Genomic DNA, 21177 nt, shown 5'->3' on the forward strand with positions numbered 1-21177 from the left:
GACGACGTTCAGTCCCCGTGTGACGGGATGAGCGAGGCTCGCCCGACCTCGCGTGCGTCGGACTTTTCGAGTGCGGTCGAGACGTCGACCAGGTCGAACTCCGCGTCGATGAGGTCGCTGTACGGGTAGTCCTCGACGGTCTCGGCGAGGAACTCGAGCGCCTTCCCGAGGTACCACGGGTCGTAGCGCATCGTCGATTGGACCTCGATGTTCTTCCGCGTGAGCAGCGCCGGGTCGAACTCGGTGGTGTGGCCGGGGGTGATGTTCCCGATCTCGAGGTATCGGCCGCCGTCCCGGAGCAGGTGCGGTCCCTCCGCGAAGGCCTGCGGGATGCCCGCGAGTTCGACGGCCACGTCCGCGCCGAGTCCGCCGGTGAGTTCGGCGACGCGCTCGCCGCGTGCCTCCGGCGTCTCGTACTCGCGGAAGTCCACGACGTGGTCGACGCCGAAGCGGCGGGCGCGCTCGATGCGGTCGTCGACGCCCTCGACGAGGATCGTCTCAGCGCCGTATTCGTTTGCGACGGCGATGGCGTTCTGACCGAGGCCGCCGCCACCCTGGACGACCAGCGTCTCACCGTAGGAGAGGCCCACTTCGTCCAGGCCGAACAGGACCTGCGAGAGCGCGCAGTTGGCCGCGGCCGCGACTCCCGGAGGAATCTCCTCGGGCACCTTGTAGAAGTGCTGCTCGGGGTGGACGTAGTAGTGGGTCCCGAAGGTACCGTGGAAGTGAGGCCACTGGTCCGGGTCCTTCAGCCAGTGCTGGAGTGCGTTCTCACAGGAGCGGAACTCGCCCGCGCCGCAGAACTGACACTTTCCGCACGCGACGAAGTACGTCGGGGCGATCAGGTCGCCCTCCTCGATCGGCTCGCCAGCGTAATCGGTCTCGACGCCTGCGCCGAGTTCGTCGACTCGACAGAGTGCCTCGTGGCCCAGTACCATCTGGTCGAGTACCGGGTGGTTGCCCTTCCAGATGTGCAACTCCGACCCGCAGACGTTGGCCTGCTCGACTCGGGTCACGAGCGCTCCGGGCTCGGGGTCTGGAACGTCGTACTCTTTGATCTCGACTGTCTCGGGGCTCTGCAGATACGCGAGCCTACCGGTGGGGCTATCCGCCATACTACTACCACATTTTCGCCCGGGACAAATACTCTTCGCCCCCCCGGTTCCCACGCCCGCCGACGGATCAGTCGCGCTGCCAGTCGGCCTCGCGTTTCTCCAGGAACGCGCTGGTCCCCTCGATTCGGTCCTCTGATAGGAACGTGTTCGCGAGGACGGTGACCGCCTCGTTGGCCCCCTCGCGCTCCCCGTTGACGAGACGCTTGGTCATCTCGACGGCCAGCGGTGCGCTTTCGACGATCTCGTCGATGCGATCGGCGACGACGTCGTCGACCTCGTCGTCGGTCGTGACGGCCGAGACGAGGCCGACACGGTGGGCCTCCTCGGCGTCGAGCGTCCGCGCGGTCACCATCATCTCCCGGGCCGGCTTGGTACCGATGAGATCAGGGAAGCGAAACAGACCGTTCAGTGAGCTCACGCCGATCTTCGGCTCGATCAGGCTGAACTCGGCCTCCTCGGTGGCAATCGTGACGTCACAGAGGCCGGCGATCTCGCAGCCGACACCGTAGGCGATCCCGTCGACCTTGGCGACGACCGGGGTGGCGATCCGCTCGATCGTCCCGCTGGCTTCCCGGATGTACTCGCAGTACTCCATGACCTCCGTCGCCGACGTCAGGTCACGGATGTCCTGGATGTCGTCGCCGGCACAGAAGGTGTCGCCGTTGCCTTCGAGTCGGATCGCTCGGATGTCGGGGTCGTCCTCGGCGGCCAGCAGTGCCTCTCGGAACTCCTCCCACATCTCGACCGACACGGCATTGAGGTGCTCTGGGCGATCGAAGGTGATTCGACAGACAGGTCCGTCGACGTCGCGGACGATGTGCTCGTACGCCATGGGTGTGACTCACTCGGCACCGTCAAATCACTTGTGATGGGGCAAGCGGCCCTACAACGGCAGTCGACCGGTCGTCAGATCGCGAAAACGGGCGTTTCACGCGTCTTCGGCGTCGAAAAGCCTAAGTCCGAAACGCTGTACTGACTTGCTATGGCATCCCAGTCCGATCAGCAGTTCATGCTGAGCGACGAGCAAGAGGCCATTCGCACCGCCGTCCGCGAGTTCGGTGAGGAGGAAATCGCCCCCGTCGCACGCGAGTACGACGAGAGCCACGAGTATCCGTGGGACGTCGTCGAGAAAGCCGCGGAGGCAGACCTCGTCGGCCCGATGGTCCCGATCGAGTACGGCGGCGCCGGCATGGACGTCCTGGAGACGGCGATCGTTACCGAGGAACTGTGGCGGGCCGACCCCGGGATCGGGGCGGCGATCGACCTGATGGCGTTCAACTCGACGCTGCACGTGATGAAAGAGTACGGCACAGAGGAACAGAAAGAGGAGTGGTTCCCGGGCATCGCCGCCGGGGAGAAGTCCATCGCCATCGGCATCAGCGAACCCGCCCACGGCTCCGACGTGGCCAGCATCGAGACCCGCGCCGAGAAGGACGGCGACGAGTGGGTCATCAACGGCAACAAGATGTGGATCAGCAACGGGTCGGTCGGCGACGCCGTCCTCCTGGTCACCAAGACCGATCCGGACGCCGGCTACGACGGTATCAGCACGATTCTGGTGCCACTCGATGCCGACGGGGTGACGACGAGCAAGATCGACAACAAACTCGGCCTGCACGCTTCGGACACGGCCGAGATCGTCTTCGACGACGTGCGTGTCCCGGCCGAGAACATCGTCGGCGAGGAAAACCGCGGCTGGCAGTACTTCAACGAGGCGATGGCCCCCGCTCGGGTCCAGGTCGCGGCCCAGGCCGTCGGCGCGGCCCAGGCTGCGCTCGACGCCGCCATCGAGTACGCCAACGAGCGTGAACAGTTCGGCCAGCACATCGGCGACTTCCAGGCGATCCGCCACAAGCTCGCCGAGATGGCCACGAACGTCGAGGCCGCTCGCTCGCTGACCTACCGCGCTGCGGGCCTCTACGACGCGGGCGAGGTGCGACTCTCCGAGCGGTTCGCGAGCATGGCCAAACTGTTCGCCAGCGACCGCGGGTTCGAGGTCGCCGACGAGGCCGTCCAGGTATTCGGCGGCGCCGGCTACGTCACCGACCACCCCGTCGAGCGGTATCTCCGGGACGTCCGCGTCACCAAGATCTACGAGGGAACCAACGAGATTCAAAAGGAGATCATCGGCGGCCGCCTGCTCGGACAGTAAGACTCGCCCGTACCGCAACAGTGAGGGGGCTCCCGGGCGACCCGGCCACGCATGGCCGACTACGAGACCGAAATGACGACGCGGTACCGGGACAGCGACGCGATGGGTCACGTCAACAACGCCGTCTACTCCTCGTTCATGGAACACGCCGCGACGTCGTTCGTCGCCGAGCTGCTCGACGTCCCGATCGACGACGTGCCGTTGGCCATCGTCCGCCTCGAACTCGACTTCGAGCGCCAGATCGAGATCGGCGACGAAGTCACGTCGGCGGTCTCGATCGCCGAGATCGGTGATCGGAGCCTCACCTTCGAGCACGAACTCCGCGTCGACGGTGCGACCGCCGCCAGCGCCACTGCCGTCCGCGTGGCGATGGACGACGATCGGGAGGGCGCCATGCCCGTCCCCGACGAGTGGCGCGACCGCATCGCCGCCTACCGGGACTGAGAGCCGGCCACCACCGGCCTCGAAGGCCCGTGATCGGGCCGAGGCGCGCACCGCCGTGCACGGCGCCGATCCCACCACACGAAACAGGCCACCGCAGTCGTGGCAACCGATCCAGAGTCGTTCCGCGATGCGGAACCCTGTTTCGGCAGATCAGTCCGGGAATAAATACGAACCCGACTACGTCGCCGGATTCGAGCGCCGACAGCTGACTCGCCGGGAACTGTATCGTTCCGCAATGCGGGACGTATGACACGCGGTCCGGTCCACGGACTGTTCCGGGGCAAATCGTGATCGGACGATCGGGGCCGACGGGTGGGCGGCCGTCGCGGCGCCCGGTCAGCAGATGCAGACCGACGTGCCTTCCCGGCCCTCGAACAGGCCGCCGGAGAGGTACTTGAGGCCAGTGTCACAGGCCACGGTGACGACGACGTCGTCGGGGTCGCGCTCGGCGGCGGCTTCGCGTGCGGCCGCGACGTTCATACCGGAACTGGTCCCGACGAGCAACCCTTCGTGGCGGGCGAGTCTGCGGACGGCCTCGACGCCGTCGTCGGCGGGGAGCGTGCGGACGCTATCGTATCGGTCGTGTTCGACCAGCGGCGGGGAGCTGACGATGGCGGTCCCCTCGACGGCGTGGCCACCGGCGCGTCCCTCCGAGAGGACGGGCGACTCCGCGGGCTCGACCAGCGTCACGTCCACGTCGGCGCCGAGTTCGTCGAACGCCTTCGAGGTCCCCATCGCGCACCCGCCGGTGCCAACGATCATCACGAACTCGTCGACCTCCGGACACTGGTCGAGAATCTCCTCGGCGAGTCCCCGGTAGCCGGCGAGCTGGTCCGTGTTCTCGAACTGGTTGGTGAAGTACGCGCCCGTGCGCTCCTGGAGGTCCTCGGCGGCTGCTTCCATGTCTTCGAACAGGCCCTCGTGGGCCGACCCGTCGGGCGTCTCGACGAGTTCGAGGGTCGCACCCAGGGCCTCCATCGACGCGCGTTTCTCCTCGGCCACACAGTCGGCGGTCACGATGTGCAACGGGTGGTCGAGGACCGCACAGGCCAGCGCGAGGCTCGTCCCCGTGCTACCACCGGTAAACTCCACCACCGGGTCGCCGGGCTCGATGTCGCCCCGTTCACGGGCCTGCTCGATCATCGCGAGCGCCATCCGGTCCTTGAGGCTCCCGGTCGGGTTCGCACCCTCCCACTTGACGTGGACCGACGCGCCACCTTCTGGTTTGATAGTAGACAATTCTACGAGCGGCGTCTCGCCGATGGCATCGAGTGCGCTGGCGTACTCCATACTCTCCTTTCAGCCGTCGGGAGCGGTGTGCTTCAAGCTACCGGGGACGCCGTCCGTGCCGGACGGGGATGCGAGCAACCTTTTTGATCGACCCCGACCACGATGTAGGACATGAAAGCCGTTGGATTCCACGAACACGGGCCCCTGGACAACTACGAACTGCTCGACGTACCCACGCCCGAGGTCGACGACGAGGAGGTCCTGGTCGACGTGAAGGCGTCGGCGGTGAACTACATGGACCTGTTCGCCGTCCGCGAACTCGACAACTACGTCCCCCAGTACCCGTTCTGGGGCGGCGGCGACGTCGCCGGAGTCGTCACCGAGGTCGGCGACGCCGTCACCGCCTGGGAGGAGGGCGACCGCGTCGTGGCCGTCCCCTTCATCTCCTGTGGCGACTGTCGGTTCTGCGTCCGCGGTGAGGAGATGCTCTGTGAGGAGTTCACGATGATGGGCGAGATGCGACGGGGCGGCCACGCCGAGTACGTCGCCATGCCCGAACGGAACCTGATTCCGATCCCGGACGACGCCGACTTCGAGACGGCGGCGGCGGTTCCGGTCGCAGGCGGCACGGCCTGGCGCGCGCTCGTCCCGCGAGCGAACGTGCAGTCGACGGAGGACGTCCTCGTCGTCGGTGCAACCGGCGGCGTCGGCACCTACGCGGTCCAGATCTGCAAGAACGTCCTGAACGTGGACACCCTCTACGCGACGACCAGCAGCGAGGACAAAGCCGAGTTCCTGCGAGACCTCGGTGCGGACCACGTCGTCGACTACACCGAAGAACGCTTCGACGAGGCCATCTGGAAGCTGACGGACAAGCAGGGCGTCGACGTGTGTTACAACAACGTCGGCGGCGACACCTGGGTGCAGTCGATGCGGACGCTGCGCTGGGGCGGCCGACTCGTCACTTCCGGAGCGACCGTCGGCCCGAACCCGGAGACGGAGATTCGCCAGATCTTCATGCGCCAGCTCGACGTCGTCGGCAGTTCCGGCGCCAACTCCTACGAACTCGCCGAACTCTACGACTACGTCTGGTCGGGCGACGTCGAGCCCGTGATCGACGAGACGTTCCCAATCGAGGACTACATGACCGCCTTCGAGCGGATGGACAACCGGGGGCTGTACGGGAAGATCGTGCTGACCCAGGAGTGAGCGCCGGGCGAACTGTTTTGTGACGGGGCGCCGTCCCGCCGGTATGAACGACGCTGTCGACCACGTCGTCTACGCCGACCGGGACATCGAGCGCATGCGGGACGCCTTCGAGGCTATCGGCCTGCCTCCACAGTACGGCGGGGAGCACTCGAACGGCGTGACTCACAACTACACCGTCGGCTTCGAGAACGGCTCGTACGTCGAACTCATCTCGAAGCTCGACCCCGACGCGCAGTCACCGTGGTGGGACGCCCAGATCGACGGCGACGCCGGCCCCGCCGCGTGGGCGCTGTTCGTCGACGACATCGACACCCAGACCGAGCGCATCGCCGACCAGGGGATCGCCGTCGACGGTCCCACCCACTACCAGCGCGAGCGACCCGACGGCGAGCTCGTCGAGTGGGATCTCACCGTCGTGGGCGACCGCGAACTCGGGACCGCCGTCCCCTTCCTCGTCAGCGACCGGACACCGCGCGACCTCCGGGTCAACGTCTCCGACGAACTCGCCGCGACGCCGCTGGTCGGCGTCGTCGAGGTCGTCGTCGCCGTCCCCGCGATCGAGGACCACGTCGATCAGTACCAGGCGTTGTTCGACTGCGAGGCCCCGACGCGAGTCGACAACGACGCCCTCGACGCGACGCTCGCCAGGTTCCCGGACGCGCCGGCGACCCTGGCCGAACCGCGCTCCCCCGACTCCTCGCTGGCCGCCCGCGTCGAGGCGTTCGGTCCCGTCCCCTGTGCGTATCTCCTCGGAACCCCGGACCCGACCGCGGCGGCGGACCGGTTCGACCTCTCGGCCCCGATCGCCTGGGGGACCGACGAGGTGCGCTGGTTCGACCTCGCGCTCCCCGGGCGCGTCGGCGTGATCGATCGCACAGACGACTGACAGCGCGTCTCTCTCTTCACTCGCCGGCACGCGCGTCCAGGTACTCCCGGGCGGCGAGACGGATGACTTCTTCGGGCCCCTCCACGCAGTCCACCCGGAGCGGCGGGATCTGCCCGTCGAAGAGGTCCAGGGCGTGCCCGTCGAGGTCGGCGATCTCCTCGAGTGACCGGCCGACGAGCGACTCGGAGAGCTTGCTCGCCGTCGCGCTCGAAACGGCGCAACTCTCGCTCTCGAAGGCGATCCGACGGATGACGCCCTCGTCGTCGACCTCGACGTCGAAGCGACCCTCGTCGCCGCAGGTCGTCGCTTGCGAGGTCTTGCTGAACGTGGGATCGGCGAGGCCCTCGGCGGTTCGGGAGCGCTCGTAGTGGGACTCGACGTCGGGGCTGAACCGGTCCGACCGGAGGTAGTCGGTCAGCATCGACTCGCCGTCGCCCAGGGCCGCGAGGAGGCGGTCGATCTCCTCGCGCGTGTTGTAGACGTAGAACGAGGCGCGCGCAGAGCCCGAGATGCCGAGCTCGTCGTGCAACGGCTGGGTGCAGTGGTCGCCGGCGCGGATGGCGACGCCGCTCTCGTTGAGGATGCCCGACAGGTCGTGGGCGTGGACGCCGTCGACGTTGAACGCCACGAGTCCCGCGCGCTCCTCGCCCGACGGCGGACCGTACGTCTCGACGTCGTCGCGAGCTTCGAGCCGTTCGAGGAGGTACTGCGCGAGGGCGTTCTCGTGGTCGCGGACGTTCGCCATCCCGAGGTCGTCGAGGTAGTCCGCGGCGGCGGCGAGGGCGATGCCCTCGGCGATGGGCGGGGTGCCGGCCTCGAACTTCCAGGGGAGTTCGTTCCAGGTGGCGTCCTCGAAGGTGACGTCGGCGATCATTTCGCCGCCGTAGAGGAACGGGTCCATCTCCTCGAGGAGGCGGCGTTTCCCGTAGAGGACGCCGATCCCCGTCGGCCCGCACATCTTGTGGCCCGAAAGGGTGTAGAAGTCCGCGTCGATGGCCTCGACGTCGACGGGCCTGGTCGGCGCCGCCTGCGCGCCGTCGACGAGCACGCGCGCGCCGTGGTCGTGGGCGAGGGCGGCGAGTTCGCGCACGGGGTTGATCGTCCCGAGGACGTTCGAGACGTGGACGACGCTGACCATCGCCGTGTCCTCGCCGACGACCTCGCGGGCGTGGTCCATGTCGAGGCGGCCGTCGTCGTCGACGCGGATGTACGTCACGTCGGCGCCGGCCTTCTTCGCGATCTGCTGCCAGGTGACCAGCGAGGCGTGGTGTTCCATCTCCGTGAGCACGACCTCGTCACCCGGCCCCAGTTCGGACAGCCCCCAGGCGTACGCCACGAGGTTGATGCTCTCGGTCGTGTTCTTCGTGAAAACGATCTCCTCGCGACCCCCGGAGGCCCCGAGGAACTCGGCGAGGCGGTCGTGGGCCGCTTCGTATCGAATGGACGCCTCGTAGCTCAGGTCGTGGATGCCGCGGTGGACGTTCGCGTTGTACCGATCGTAGACGTCGTCGTAGGCCTCGCGGACCTGCGTCGGCGTCTGCGTCGTCGCCGCGTTGTCGAGGTACACCAGCGGGTCGTTCCCGACCCGACGGTCGAGGATCGGAAAGTCACCTCTCACTGACCCAACGTCGATTGGCATGCTCCGCCGTACCAGACACTGAAAGTTAAGCGTACTGTTGTCTCCCCCGCTAATTCATCGTTCGGCAGTCGGCGGACCCCAGGGGGGTACTTATATTAGCCTCCCGGTCGCAGTGGGAGACTGTCACACGATGGAACAGGAGGAACTCGGGTTCTCGCCCTGGTGGCTCGTCGTCGTCGCGGCCGCGGCCATGGGGGTCGCCGGGACCTATCAGTTCGCCTGGTCGTCGATCAGACTCCCGCTCGAGACCCGCCTGGCGGCGTCCGAGGCGGCCATCGGGACCGTCTTCACGCTGTTCGTCGTCTTCCAGACGACCGTCCAGTTCCCTGCCGGCTGGGTCCGCGACCGCTGGGGGCCGAAGCTCCCGATGCTCGCGAGCGCCGTCCTGCTCGCCGGCGGGTACGCCGGGACGGCGCTCGCGGACTCGATCTGGGGCGTCTACCTGTTTTACTCGCTGGGCGGCATGGGCGTCGGCATCGTCTACACCGTGGCCGCCAACACGCCGGTGAAGTGGTTCGACGACCGGCGCGGCCTGGCGACGGGCATCGCCATGGTCGCCTACAGCGGACTGAGCTTCGTGCTCATCCCGTTCATCCGACGGTACATCATCACGGACTTCGTCGGGACGTTGTTCGCCCTGGGCGCGCTGGCGGGCCTCGTGGCCCTCGTCGCCGTCCCCCTCCTCCGGGACCCGGCGACCGCCACTGCCGGCGACGACGCAGAAACCGACGGAGGCACCGACGCCGTCGCGGAACGCGAGGCAGACCCCGGTGACGAGACCCCCGAAGCGGCGGCCTACACCTGGCGCAAGGTCGTCCGGACCTGGCAGTTCTGGCTGCTGTACGCCATCTTCGTGATCGTCAACGGCGTGACGCTGATGCTCCTCGGGAAGGTGATCGCGTTCGCAGCGAACGCGGGCGTCTCCGCCGGAGCGGCGACCGGCGCCGCGTCGATGGTCGCGCTCGGCGACGCGATCGGCATCGTGCTCATCGGCGGCGCCTCCGACCGGTTCGGTCGCGAGCGGACGGTCGGGATCTCGCTGACGCTCTGTGGCGTCGCGATCGCCGGCCTCGTGACGGTCGCTCAGGCGGGGATCGCCCCGGCGTTCGTCGCCCTGGCTGCTGCCGCCGCGTTCCTCCGCGCGCCGCCCTACGCCATCTTCCCGACGATCGTCGGGGAGTACTACGGGAAGGCCCACTCCTCGGCGAACTACGCGATGCTGTACTCGGCGAAGCTCTGGGGCGGCGTAGCCGGCGGGACCGTCGCCAGTGGCCTCGTCGTCTCCATCGGCTGGAACGAGACCTTCCTGCTCGGCGGCGCCCTCATCCTGCTGGCCGGCATCGCCACGTTCTTCCTCCGGCCGGTCCGGGCGGCTCCGGCCTGAAACCGGCGACGGTGCCGGTCGTTTCCCTCGTCAGTAACTCAGCCCCAGCGAGTCGCCGTCGTCGCTCCGCTGGGCCTCCCGGAACGCTCGCAGGTCGTCGACGAACTCCTCCGCGTTGTCGAGCAGCCGCTCGATCAGCTCCTCACCCTTCTCGGCGCTGGCCTTCGTCGGATCGCCCTGGTGACCGAGGGCGTCCTCGGGCCAGTCGTGTCGGGACTTGGCGGCCAACACCTTGTCGTCCAGGTTGACGTAGTCGTTCGAGGTGAAGCGCGTCCACCCGCCGCCGGCCTGGGCGACGAACTCCTCCTCTTTGACCAGATCGGGGTGTTTGTGCATGATGAACGACGTCTCGAACTCGCCGCCGTGGAAGCCGGCCTCGGGGTCGCCCTCGCGCATCTCGCGGTAGATCCGAACCCCGAACAACACGAGGTCGATGGTCGCGAGGAACGCCTCCGGGTGCTCGTCCTTGACGCCGTCCGCCGCGATCTCGATGGCCGCGTTGTTGGCCATCCGGTGGCCGTTGACGGTCAGGATGTTCTCGACGCCGTGTGAGAGGAGGCTCTCGTAGACGTCGGTCAGCACGGACACGACGGTCTCGCTGGACAGCGAGATGGTCCCCGGAAACGCCAGGTGGTGGTCGGCGTCGCCGTACCAGATCGGCGGCGCGGCGAGCACGCCCGTCCGTTCGGCGATCTCCTCGGCCGTGTCCTTCGCCTGGTAGGCGTCGACCCCGAGCGGGAGGTGCGGGCCGTGTTGCTCGGTCGACCCGATCGGGACGATCACCGTCGGGTGGTCCTCGTTCTCCACGTACGCCTCGAAGTCCTGCCACGTCATCTCCTGGATCCAGACCGTTTCGTCTGCTGCTACCATACGCGCCCCGAGGCGCCCCAGCGGGTAAAAGCTACGGCGCGAGTGTCGACCCGCGACAGGTCGGTCGTCGGCGACGCGGGACCGCCGCGTTCTGCGCTCGGCTCACTCCTCCCGCTCGACGTCCGTCTCGACGTCCCGGGCCTCGGAGGCCTCGCGCAGTCGCATCTTGTCGAACTTGCCCGTCGCCGTCTTGGGGATCGCCTCGACCAGGCGGATCTCGTCGGGCGTCCACCACTTCGGGTACTCCGCCTGGATGCGATCCCGCAACGCCGCCCGAAGCGCCTCGGGGTCGACGGCCGCGCCCTCGGCGGTGACGACGAACCCGAGCGGTCGCTCCTGGTAGCGCTCGTGGGGGACGCCGACGACCGTCGCCTCGCTGACGGCGTCGTGGCCCATCATCGTGTTCTCCAGTTCGACCGAGGAGATCCACTCGCCGCCGCTCTTGATGATGTCGTTGTCCCGGTCGACGAGCGAGATGTAACCATCGGCGTCGACCGTGACCAGGTCGCCCGTTCCCAGCCACCTTCCGGAAGACGTTCCGTCTTCCGACACCCCGGTCGCGCCACGCCCGGGGTCGTCTTCGAAGTCCTCCTCGTTGGCCTCGGGGTTCCGGTAGTATGCCGTCGTCACCGACGGCCCGCGGACGTAGAGTTCGCCGACCGCGGTGTCGTTCCACGGGACTTCCGCGCCGTTCTCGTCGACGACCCTGAACTCCAGGCCGGGGATGATTCGGCCCTGTTTCTGGCGTTTGGCGTACCGGGCCTCGGCGTCGGCGTCGCGCAGGGCCGGCGTCAGGTGGGCGACGGTCCCGATTGCGGTCAGTTCGGTCATCCCCCACGCGTGGAGCACCTCGACGTCGTACTCCTCGTCGAAACGCCGGATGAGGCTCTCGGGGACCGGCGCGCCACCGGCGACGATCCGGTCCAGCGAGGAGATATCGGCGTCGTTCGTCTCGAGGTGCTCCAGCAGGTCGATCCAGATGGTCGGGACGCCGGCGGTCAGCGTCACGCCTTCGTCCTCGATGAGGTGAGCGAGAGTGGCCGAGTCCGGGGACGGGCCGGGGTAGACCTGTTTGGACCCGGCGGCCGTCGCCGCCCACGAGAGCCCCCAGCCGGTCGAGTGGAACATCGGGACCAGCGGCATGACCACGTCGTCGTCCGTGAGGCCGAGCATCTGCGGCGTGAGCGTCGACATCGTGTACGACCAGATCATCTGCTGGGTGTACTCGACGCCCTTCGGGTTCCCCGTCGTCCCGGAGGTGTAACACATTCCCGCGGGCCGGTCCTCGTCGACATCGGGCCAGACGTAGGACGGGTCGTGGCCCGCGAGGAACGACTCGTAGTCGACGACCGGGTCCAGGGACGTCTCGGGCACCTCGTCGCCCATCACCACGTACTGCTGGACGCTCTCGAAGGCCTCGCTGTCCGCGAGCGCTTCGAGCGTCGCTCGCTCGTCGGGGTCGACGAACAGCAACTCGTCGGCGGCGTCGCCGACGATGTGCTCGACGTGGCTCTCGGGGAGATTCGGGTTGATGGTGTGGAGCTGTGCGCCCATGCACGGGACCCCGAAGTACGTCTCGAAGTGACGGTGATGGTTCCAGCACAGCGACGCGACGCGGTCGCCGGGCTCGATTCCGGCGGCCGCCAGTGCGTTCGCCAGCTGCGCGACGCGGTCGCCGTACTCGGCGTAGTCGTACCGTGTCGTCTCGTCGTCGGTTCGGGAGACGATCTCGACGTCGGGGTAGAGCCGCTCTGCACGCCAGAGAAACGAGCGGACCCGCTGATCAGTGCCGGCCATATACCCCCATCGCAGGACCCGACGAAGAAAGTACGGGTCGTCGCCGCCCGTCTCAGGTCAGCCCGAGCGTGTTGAGGACGCAGTCCGTAGCCATCCGCGACTGGGTCTCGTGTTCGCGCGCCGAGTACTCGGGCTCGAGGGCGACGAGTTCGTCGCCGACCGCCCGACGTGTCGCCGCGAGGTCCTCGTCGCTCGCCGCGTACAGCTCCGGGACCCGCTCTCGGAACGTCGCCAGCCGGTCGCCCGCCCGCTCGAACGCCCGGTCCACGTCCGGGCGGACGCCGACGTGCGAGAGGACGAGCGTCTCGGGGCCGAGCTCGTGAAGCCTCGCCATGCTGGCCTCGACCTGCTCGAAGTCGAACGCCGGGAGGGTCGTCGGCGGGACCCAGGTGTCGGCCGCCGGGTAGTACCGTCCCAGCGCCTCGTTGGCGAACAGCAGGCCCGACGCCTCGTCCCAGACGGAGACGTGGTCCGGCGAGTGCCCCGGCGTGTGGACGATCTCGAGCGTCCGGTCGCCCGTCTCGACGGTCGTCCCCGCGTCCGGGACGGCCGTGAGTCGCGACTCGGGGAGCGGGCCGTCCGGCGCACCCACCTCGGGGAAGGCTTCGCCCAGGGCCTCGCGGGAGCTTTCGACCAGGTGGTCGAACCGGTCGGGATCGGTGAGCCACTCCGTCATCGACTCGTGGAGGTACACCGTCGCGTCGGGGGCCGCCTCGACCAGCGCCTGCGCGCCCCCGGAGTGGTCGAGGTGGGCGTGGCCCAGCACGACGTGTTCGATGGCCGCCGGGTCGACGCCGACCTCGCGGATACCCTCCAGCAGTCGGTCCGTCGCGGCCGCGACTCCCGTCTCGATCACCGTCGGGGCCTCGTCGTCGACGAGGTACGCCACGACCGTCCCTTCCAGTGCGAGTTCGATACCGTAGACGTCGTCGGCCACGTCGAACGTCGTCATATGCAGGTCCTTCTCCAATCGGTGTAAAAATCCTTTCGCCGGTCCCCCGCCCCGCCGTTCGCGCCGGTCCCATAGTTTTATTCTCGATCCATTCACTACTGTGGACGTATGCCAGAATCCTTAGACGGAGAGACGGCGATCGTAACGGGTTCGAGCAGCGGTATCGGGATGGGAATCGCCGAGGCCTACGCCGAGGCGGGCGCGAACGTGGTGACGAACTCGCGGTCCCTGGAACGGGCCGAGTCGACCGCCGAGGACATCCGCGACGCCGGCGGGACCGCCATCGCGGTCGAGGCCGACGTCTCCGAGAAAGCCGACGCCGAGAAACTGGTCGAGGCGGCCGTCGAGGAGTTCGGCAGCGTGGACGTCATGGTCAACAACGCGGGCATCTCGAACATCGCGCCGATCCTCGAACTCACGGAAGAGGAGTGGCGCGAGGTCATCGACGTGAACCTCACGGGCGTGTTCTTCGGTGCGCAAGCGGCCGGCAAGCAGATGGCCGAGCAGGACACGGGCGGCCAGATCATCAACATCTCGAGCATCTTCGGCAGCGTCGGCGTCCAGGGTCGGGGCCCGTACAACGCCTCCAAGGGCGGCGTCAACAACCTCACCCGGGTGCTGGCGGTCGACCTCGCCGAACACGACGTCCAGGTGAACGCCCTCGCGCCGGGGTTCATCCGTACCGAACTGGACGAGCAGACCCGCGAGTCCGGCGACGACGACGAGACCCTCGACGAGGCCGACTACCCGTACTACGGTTACGACGACCAGCACATCGAGAACCGGAACCCGATGGGGCGGTTCGGGACGCTGGAAGAGATGGCCAACTGCGCGCTCTTCCTCGCGGGAGGCGACCACTACATGACCGGCGAGATCATGCACGCCGACGGCGGCTGGCTCGCCTTCGGCTGGGGCTCGAAGGGGCGATAACGAGGGTGGGACCGCCCGTCAGTTCGTGGAGATGCGCCCGCCGTCGACCACGAGCGACTCGCCGTTGACGTACCCGGCCATGTCGCTCGCGAGGTAGAGGGCGGCGTCGGCCACGTCCTGCGGTTTTCCCCACCGCCCGGCCGGCACGGGGTCCTTGTAGCGATCGCCGTCCTCCGAGCCGACGATGGGGACGTCGTCGGTCGTCATGGTCGTCTCGACGACCCCGGGATGGATGGCGTTGGTCCGGATCCCCTCTGCGCCGAACGCGTCCGCCAGCGAGTAGGTGAGCAGCCGCACCGCGCCCTTCGACGCGCAGTAGTGGGCGTGGCTGCCCGAGCCCCGGAACCCGGCGACGCTGGAGAGGTTGACGATGGCGCCGTCGTCGCCCGACTCGAGCATGCGCTCGGCGGCGACCTGCGCGCCGAAGAACGTCCCCTTGACGTTGATCGCGAACATCCGATCGAACTCCGACTCCGTGATGTCGAGAAAGTCCACGCTGCGGAAGATGCCCGCGTTGTTGACCATGACGGTGACGCCGCCGAACTCGTCGGCCGCGTCCGCGGCCGCGACCAGGTCCGCCCGATCCGTCACGTCGCAGTCGACGTAGGTCGCCGCGGCGTCGGTCTCTCGCTCGATCAGTTCGTGGGTAGGGACGTCGCCTTCCCGGGGGTCGGCCCGAACGTCCGCGACGACGACGTCCGCGCCCTCCGCCGCGAAGGTCCGTGCGATCGCACGCCCGATACCGCTGGCACCGCCGGTGACGACGGCGGTCTCGCCGTCGAGCAGTGGTCCTGCCATGACTGTATTCGTCCGCCGGGAGGCTAATAACGGTTCCCGCCGTGAGCGCTCACCCCGGACCCAGCGTTTAAGCCGGCTCCGTCGCTCTGTGTGCGTGAACGTCACATGACAACCGAACTCTCGGAGTTAGTCACGCGCGTCGCCGACAACGTCGTCGACCGCGACATGGAGAACGAAGACTGGGAGAAGGGGGCTGCGGTCAACGGCCTCCTGTCGGTCGGTGCAGAGAAGTACGACGAGGAAGCGCACCGCATCGCCGACCGCGCCGTCGCGACCCAGACCAGCGAGGGCGTGTTCAACTACGACGACCCCAAGCCGTGGCTCCACGGCGAGGACATCCACCGCGCACAGTGTGAGCCGGCGACGCTTGGCCACGTCGTCCTCGAGTTCTACGAGCGCACCGGTGAGGACCGGTACCTCGAGGCCGCCCGCCGGCAGTACGAGCACCTCCGCGACGACGCGAAGCGGACCGCCGAGGGGTGTCTCGCTTACTCGACCGGGCCGGTGGCCGTCTGGGTCGACTCGGTGTACATGATCTGCCCGTGGTTCGCCCGCTACGCCGAGATCACGGGCGACGAGGCGGCCTTCGACGAGGCGGCCGCCCACATCGAGGACCAGGCGTACTACCTCCAGGACCACAAGTCGGGCCTGTTCCGCCACGAGTGGCGCGAGACGCCCGACACCTTCCCGGAGAGTTCGCTCTGGGCGCGGGGCAACGGCTGGGTCTGTGCCGGCACCGTCGACACGCTCGCGCGCCTCCCCGAGGACCACGACCGTTACGACGCCCTCGTCGACGTCTTCGAGGAACACACCGCGGCGCTGTACGACCTGCAGGACGACAGCGGCCTCTGGCACCACATCCTCGATTACCCCGACTCCCCGCTGGAGACCTCGGCGACGTTACAGTTCGCGTATACCTTCAAGCGCGGCGTCGACATGGGACTCCTCCCCGAGAAGTACGAGACGGCCGCCGAGCGGGCGCTCGAGGTCTGTACGGACCTGGTCAACGAGAAGGGCGAGGTCAGACGCGTCGCGGTGCCGCCGGGCGGACCCGACGCGCCCCTGGACGAGACGTCCTACGGTGGCGGCTGGTTCCTCATGGCGGCGGACGTACTCGGGTGAGTCCGCCCCCCGGGCTCAGTTCCGGTCGGCGTAGGCGAGGTCTTCCTCGCCGACGTACTCGGCACGCGGCCTGATGAGGCGGTTGTCCTCGTACTGTTCCAGCGCCTGGGCCACCCAGCCGGCGACCCGGGCCTGACAGAACATCAGCGGGAACAGGTCGTCCGGGATGCCGAGGTAGTGGTAGGCGACCGCGGAGTAGTAATCGAGGTTCGTGTCGATGCCGACCTCGTTGCGCATGTGTACCTCGATGATGTGTGCGATCTCGTAGATCGCGGGGTCGTCGGCGTTCGACGCCAGCCGTTCGGAGATGCCCCGGAGGATGACCGCCCGCGGGTCGACCGTCTCGTAGACCCGGTGGCCGAACCCGGGCACGCGCTCGCCGCGGTCGATCATGTCCTCGATGTAGTCCCCGGCCGTCTCGGGGCTCTCGATCTCCTCGAACATGCGCAGGACGTTCCCGCTCGCGCCGCCGTGCAGCGGCCCCTTGATCGCGCTGATCGCGCCGACGATCGCCGAGTAGATGTCCGACTGCGTCGACGTGACGACGCGCGCGGTGAACGTCGAGGCGTTGATGCCGTGGTCCGCGGGCAGAATCAGGCAGGTGTCCAGGCAGTCGGCCGTCGCCTCGTCGGGTTCCTCCCCGTTCAGCATGTACAGGAAGTTCGCCGCGTGGCCCAGGTCCTCCCGCGGTTCGACCGGCTCACGCCCGTTCCTGAACCGGTCGAAGTACGCCAGGATGGTCGGGACCTTCGCGAGGATGTCCATGCCGCGGTCGACGTGGAGGTCGCGGTCGTCCACGTCCTCCCGGTCGTCGAGCGCCGAGAGGTACAGGAGGCCGAGCCGCAGCATCGTCATCGGGGCGGCCTGGTCGGCCAGCTCCTCGATCGTCGCGACCAGCGGCCCGGGGAGACCGCGCCGCGACGCCAGATCGGCCGTGAACTCGGCGAGTTCCGCCTCGTCGGGGAGCGCACCGAACATCAGCAGGTACGCGACCTCCTCGTAGGAGGCGTTGTCCGCGAGGTCTTCGATGTCGTACCCGCGGTAGATGAGCCGACCCGCCGCGCCGTCGATGCGGGTGATCTCGGTGTCGGCCATGACGACGTTCTCGAGTCCGATCCGCCTGATTCGCTCGGATGACATGGTTGGTAGTCTCACCCACACACGTAATAATAGTTGGGGAATCGCGACACGTACCGGCGTTCGAGCGTGCCGCCGTCCGGAGGGAACTATAAGTACCGCCGTGGTGAACCAGGGGTGTATGTCCAAGGAGCGAGATCTGCGCATCCTGCTCGACCACGTCGGACTGGCCGTCGAAGACGTCGACACGATCGAACCGATCCTCAAACTGCTCGGGGCTGAGACCCTGGTCGACGAGGAACTCGACTTCCTCGGCGCCCGGTGGCTCTACTACGAGATCGGTCCGGAGAGCCGGATCGAACTGCTCGTCCCGACCGAGGAGGATACCTTCCTGACCGACTTCATCGAGAACGCCGGGTCGGGGCTACACCACGTCACCTTCGAGGTCGCCAACATCGACGACTTCGAGGCACATCTGGAGGAGAACGGCATCGGGCTGGTCGATCGGACCCACCGCCCCAAGTACGAGGAAGCGTTCGTCTCACCGCGGGACACTGGCGGGATCCTCCTCCAGCTCATCGAATACGAGGCGGGGTACGCAGAGGAGTACGCCGCCGACGAGGTCGGCGCGACCATCTTCCCGCAGGGCGAGCGACTCTCGGACCGCTAGTCCCGGTCCTCGTGGAACGCGGCGACGAGCCGCTCCCGTTCTTCGGTGGCGAACTGCTCCCACCAGAGCTCGGCCTCGCGCTCGGCGGCCGTCTCGGGGTCTGGCGCCTCGACGCTCTCGTTCAGCGACCGCTTGGCCGCCTTCACCGCGCCGTGGCCGCAACTCCTGATCCCGTCGACGCGATCGGCGACGGCGTCGTCGAGGTCCGCGGCCGGGACCGCGTCGTTGAGCAGGCCCAGCGACAGCGCCCGCTCGGCGCCCACGTACTCGGCCGTGTAGACGAGTTCCCTGGCCGCGGTCTCCCCCAGCAGATCGACGGCCCGGCGCGTCGAGCCACCGCCGGGGATCTGGCCGATGTCGCCGGTGGGGATGGCGAACTCGGCCGACTCGGTCGCGATCCGCATGTCGCAGTGCATCGCCAGGATCAGGCCCGCGCCGACGCAGTAGCCGTGGATCTTCGCGACGACCGGCGCGTGGAACTCGAACACCTGCCGATACAGGTCGCGGAACAGCTCCTGGCGGCGGCGCTGGGTCCCCTCGTGGTCTTCCGTCGGGCCGGCGTACTCCGAGAGGTCGGCGCCCGCCGAAAACGAGGCACCCGCGCCCTCGACGGTGACGACGGCGATCTCCCGGTCGAGCGAGAGCTCGTGAAACGCACGCCGGAGGTCCAGCATCGTCGCCGTATCGAGGGCGTTGTACGAGTCTGGACGCTCGAGGGTGAGCGCGGCGACGCCGTCCTCGACGGACAGCGAGACGTTCCGGTACGGACCGTATTCGGTCATACGCCCCCGGTTTCGGTCGAGTCGGCAAAACAGTTCGGGACGAACGGACCGCCCGCCGCGGGGCGAGGGGTTACTGCGAGTTGCGGACGTGTGCCAGCCGGCCGCCGTCGAGGAGGTACTCGCGTTCCCGCCCGGTCGCGTCGAGCGTGACCGGGATCTCCTCGCCGGTGGTCTCGTCGATCACGGTCAGCCGAGTCACGTCCTCGTCGCCCGCGACCGCCTCCCGGAGGCCGGTCAGGCGGAGTCTGTGTCCCTGCTCGAGGGCCTCGTAGTCGTCCGGGTCCTCGAACGCCAACGGGAGCAACCCGAAGTTGATCAGGTTGGCCTTGTGGATGCGTGCGAAGCTCTTCGCGAGCACGCCGTCCACGCCGAGGTACATCGGACAGAGGGCCGCGTGCTCGCGCGAGGAGCCCTGACCGTAGTTCTCGCCGGCGACGACGAACCCGCCGTTGGCGTCGAGCGCGCGCTCGGGGAACGTCTCGTCGATCCTGGTGAGCGTGAACTCGGAGATCTTCTCGATGTTCGAGCGGTACATCAGGATGTCACTGGAGGCCGGCATGATGTGGTCGGTCGTGACGTCGTCGCCGACCCGCAGCAAGACGTCGCCCTCGATGGCGTCGACCAGTTCGTCGTTGACGGGGACCGACCCGATGTTCGGTCCCTTCCTGAGCTCGACGTCGGTCTCCGGCGGCGCGACGAGGTCGCGGTCGCTCCCGTCGAAGCGGTCGGGCTCGGGGTAGCCCGGGTCGGCGATGCCGTGCTCGGCCCCGTAGTCTCGCGGGTCGACGAACTCCCCTTCGACGGCCGCCGCGGCGGCCACCTGCGGTGAGGTGAGGTAGACGTCGTCGGCCTCGATGCCCGACCGTCCCTCGAAGTTGCGGTTGAAGGTTCGGACCGAGATCGAGTCGCTGCCGGGGACGTGGCCGACGCCGCAGCAGGCCCCGCAGGTCGCCTCGGACCAGTTGACGCCCGCGGCCATCATCTCGGCGACGGTCCCGTCGCGCGCGAGCAGTTCGCTGGCCTGCTTCGAGGCCGGCTGGACGATCGCGTGGACGTCCTCGTGGACCTGCTGCCCGTCGACGGTCTCGCTGAACGCCTTGAGGTCCTCGTAGGCCCCGTTGGTACACGAGCCGACGATCACCTGCTCGACCGACGTGCCCGCGAGCTCGGATATTGGCACCACCTTGTCGGGCATGGACGGCGAGGCGACCAGCGGCTCGATCGTCGAGAGGTCGATCTCGATCCGGTCGTCGTACTCGGCGTCTTCGTCCGGCGCGACCGCCTCGAAGGCCTCCGGGCGGCCGAGTTTCTCCATGTACTCGCGCGTGACCTCGTCCGTCGGGAAGACGGAGCTCGTCGCACCCAGCTCCGTCCCCATGTTGGTGATGGCACAGCGCTCGGAGACGGGCAGCGTCTCGACGCCGGGCCCGGTGTACTCGAACACCTTCCCGACCCCGCCCTTGACGGTGAGCCGCCGGAGCAGTTCGAGGACGACGTCCTTGCCGGTGGCCCACTCGGGCAGTTCGCCGGTGAGGTGTACGTTCACGACGTCGGGCATCTCGAGGTAGTACGGCGAGCCGCCCATCGCGGCCGCGACGTCGAGCCCGCCGGCGCCGATGGAGAGCATCCCGATCCCGCCCTGTGTCGGCGTGTGCGAGTCGGAGCCCAACAGCGTCTCGCCGGGTCTGGCGAAGTGCTCGTGGTGGACCTGGTGGCAGACGCCGTTGCCCGGCCGCGAGAAGTACGCGCCGAACTTCCCGGTTACCGACTTGAGGTACGCGTGGTCGTCGGTGTTGCGAAAGTCGAACTGGAAGCTCTGGTGGTCGCAGTACTGGGCCGCGACCTCGGTCTGGACCGCGTCGAGCCCCAGTGCCTCGAACTGCAACCAGGCCATCGTTCCGGTCGTGTCCTGGAGGAGTACCTGGTCGATTTCGATACCGATCTCCTCGCCGGCCGCCATCCGACCGTCGACGAGGTGCTCGGAGACGAGTTGCTCCGTGAGCGTCTGACCCATGAGGCCTGCAAACACACCCGGGCTTATAATCGTTGTCGGATACGTCGGCAGGCCGAGGCGGACCGATTCGGCGAGCACTCCGTTCACACGGGATGGGTCGGTCGCC

At 68.0% G+C, this 21177-nt stretch carries 19 protein-coding genes; 8 read left to right on the forward strand and 11 right to left on the reverse strand.

The window, feature by feature from the left end; genetic code table 11:
- Window positions 1–8: 8 nt before the first annotated feature.
- Both U5918_RS06770 and U5918_RS06775 read right to left on the reverse strand, forming a co-directional pair.
- Window positions 9–1115: a zinc-binding dehydrogenase gene (locus tag U5918_RS06770; RefSeq protein WP_336000415.1), complete on the reverse strand. Its 1107-nt coding sequence runs from the start codon at window positions 1113–1115 to the stop codon at window positions 9–11.
- 67 nt (window positions 1116–1182) lie between these two features.
- A complete protein-coding gene (locus U5918_RS06775) occupies window positions 1183–1947 on the reverse strand; it encodes an enoyl-CoA hydratase/isomerase family protein (RefSeq protein ID WP_336000416.1) in 765 nt (254 codons plus the stop codon).
- A gap of 150 nt (window positions 1948–2097) precedes the next feature.
- Between U5918_RS06775 and U5918_RS06780 the strand changes: the two genes are divergently transcribed.
- Entirely contained in the window at window positions 2098–3267 is a 1170-nt protein-coding gene (locus tag U5918_RS06780; protein ID WP_336000418.1) for an acyl-CoA dehydrogenase family protein, read from the forward strand.
- A gap of 51 nt (window positions 3268–3318) precedes the next feature.
- Window positions 3319–3711, forward strand: a complete 393-nt coding sequence (locus U5918_RS06785; protein WP_336000419.1) for an acyl-CoA thioesterase — start codon at window positions 3319–3321, stop codon at window positions 3709–3711.
- Between the two features lie 336 nt (window positions 3712–4047).
- On the opposite strand, the gene U5918_RS06790 is transcribed toward U5918_RS06785, so the two are convergent.
- Window positions 4048–5001 (reverse strand): PLP-dependent cysteine synthase family protein, encoded by a 954-nt coding sequence (locus U5918_RS06790; RefSeq protein ID WP_336000421.1) that lies wholly within the window; start codon window positions 4999–5001, stop codon window positions 4048–4050.
- 111 nt (window positions 5002–5112) lie between these two features.
- Here U5918_RS06790 and U5918_RS06795 point away from each other — a divergent pair, with 111 nt between their 5' ends.
- Both U5918_RS06795 and U5918_RS06800 read left to right on the forward strand, forming a co-directional pair.
- On the forward strand, window positions 5113–6150 hold the full coding sequence (locus U5918_RS06795) for an alcohol dehydrogenase catalytic domain-containing protein (RefSeq protein ID WP_336000422.1): 1038 nt from the start codon (window positions 5113–5115) through the stop codon (window positions 6148–6150).
- A 43-nt stretch (window positions 6151–6193) separates the two neighbouring features.
- A complete protein-coding gene (locus U5918_RS06800; protein ID WP_336000423.1) occupies window positions 6194–7036 on the forward strand; it encodes a VOC family protein in 843 nt (280 codons plus the stop codon).
- 16 nt (window positions 7037–7052) lie between these two features.
- Here the strand turns inward: U5918_RS06800 and U5918_RS06810 are convergent, their stop codons facing one another.
- Window positions 7053–8675, reverse strand: a complete 1623-nt coding sequence (locus tag U5918_RS06810) for a SufS family cysteine desulfurase (protein ID WP_418771182.1) — start codon at window positions 8673–8675, stop codon at window positions 7053–7055.
- Window positions 8676–8805: 130 nt separating this feature from the next.
- Here U5918_RS06810 and U5918_RS06815 point away from each other — a divergent pair, with 130 nt between their 5' ends.
- Window positions 8806–10059, forward strand: a complete 1254-nt coding sequence (locus tag U5918_RS06815) for an MFS transporter (RefSeq protein WP_336000424.1) — start codon at window positions 8806–8808, stop codon at window positions 10057–10059.
- Window positions 10060–10089: 30 nt separating this feature from the next.
- On the opposite strand, the gene U5918_RS06820 is transcribed toward U5918_RS06815, so the two are convergent.
- The 3 genes from U5918_RS06820 to U5918_RS06830 form a co-directional block, all read right to left on the reverse strand.
- On the reverse strand, window positions 10090–10929 hold the full coding sequence (locus U5918_RS06820) for a creatininase family protein (RefSeq protein WP_336000425.1): 840 nt from the start codon (window positions 10927–10929) through the stop codon (window positions 10090–10092).
- Window positions 10930–11031: 102 nt separating this feature from the next.
- Window positions 11032–12726, reverse strand: a complete 1695-nt coding sequence (locus tag U5918_RS06825; protein ID WP_336000426.1) for a long-chain fatty acid--CoA ligase — start codon at window positions 12724–12726, stop codon at window positions 11032–11034.
- Between the two features lie 52 nt (window positions 12727–12778).
- The gene (locus U5918_RS06830) at window positions 12779–13678 is read right to left on the reverse strand and encodes an MBL fold metallo-hydrolase (RefSeq protein WP_336000427.1); all 900 of its coding nucleotides are present in this window, start codon (window positions 13676–13678) and stop codon (window positions 12779–12781) included.
- A gap of 108 nt (window positions 13679–13786) precedes the next feature.
- Between U5918_RS06830 and U5918_RS06835 the strand changes: the two genes are divergently transcribed.
- Window positions 13787–14608, forward strand: a complete 822-nt coding sequence (locus tag U5918_RS06835) for an SDR family NAD(P)-dependent oxidoreductase (RefSeq protein WP_336000428.1) — start codon at window positions 13787–13789, stop codon at window positions 14606–14608.
- Window positions 14609–14626: 18 nt separating this feature from the next.
- Here U5918_RS06835 and U5918_RS06840 read toward each other — a convergent pair whose 3' ends face one another.
- On the reverse strand, window positions 14627–15406 hold the full coding sequence (locus U5918_RS06840) for an SDR family oxidoreductase (RefSeq protein ID WP_336000429.1): 780 nt from the start codon (window positions 15404–15406) through the stop codon (window positions 14627–14629).
- A 105-nt stretch (window positions 15407–15511) separates the two neighbouring features.
- Between U5918_RS06840 and U5918_RS06845 the strand changes: the two genes are divergently transcribed.
- Window positions 15512–16528: a glycoside hydrolase family 88 protein gene (locus tag U5918_RS06845; RefSeq protein WP_336000430.1), complete on the forward strand. Its 1017-nt coding sequence runs from the start codon at window positions 15512–15514 to the stop codon at window positions 16526–16528.
- A gap of 15 nt (window positions 16529–16543) precedes the next feature.
- Here U5918_RS06845 and U5918_RS06850 read toward each other — a convergent pair whose 3' ends face one another.
- Window positions 16544–17668 carry a citrate/2-methylcitrate synthase gene (locus U5918_RS06850; protein ID WP_336000431.1) on the reverse strand — a complete coding sequence of 375 codons (1125 nt, stop codon included), beginning with the start codon at window positions 17666–17668 and terminating at the stop codon, window positions 16544–16546.
- A 118-nt stretch (window positions 17669–17786) separates the two neighbouring features.
- On the opposite strand from U5918_RS06850, the gene U5918_RS06855 reads away from it, so the two are divergent.
- Complete coding sequence (locus U5918_RS06855) at window positions 17787–18275, forward strand: VOC family protein (protein WP_336000432.1); 489 nt, start codon at window positions 17787–17789, stop codon at window positions 18273–18275.
- Here U5918_RS06855 and U5918_RS06860 read toward each other — a convergent pair.
- A complete protein-coding gene (locus tag U5918_RS06860) occupies window positions 18272–19057 on the reverse strand; it encodes an enoyl-CoA hydratase/isomerase family protein (RefSeq protein ID WP_336000433.1) in 786 nt (261 codons plus the stop codon). The genes U5918_RS06855 and U5918_RS06860 overlap by 4 nt on opposite strands.
- A 70-nt stretch (window positions 19058–19127) precedes the next feature.
- Window positions 19128–21071: an aconitate hydratase gene (locus U5918_RS06865; RefSeq protein ID WP_336000435.1), complete on the reverse strand. Its 1944-nt coding sequence runs from the start codon at window positions 21069–21071 to the stop codon at window positions 19128–19130.
- Window positions 21072–21177: the final 106 nt, after the last annotated feature.

The sequence above is a fragment of the Halorientalis sp. LT38 genome (assembly GCF_037031225.1).
Taxonomy (GTDB): Archaea; Halobacteriota; Halobacteria; order Halobacteriales; family Haloarculaceae; genus Halorientalis; species Halorientalis halophila.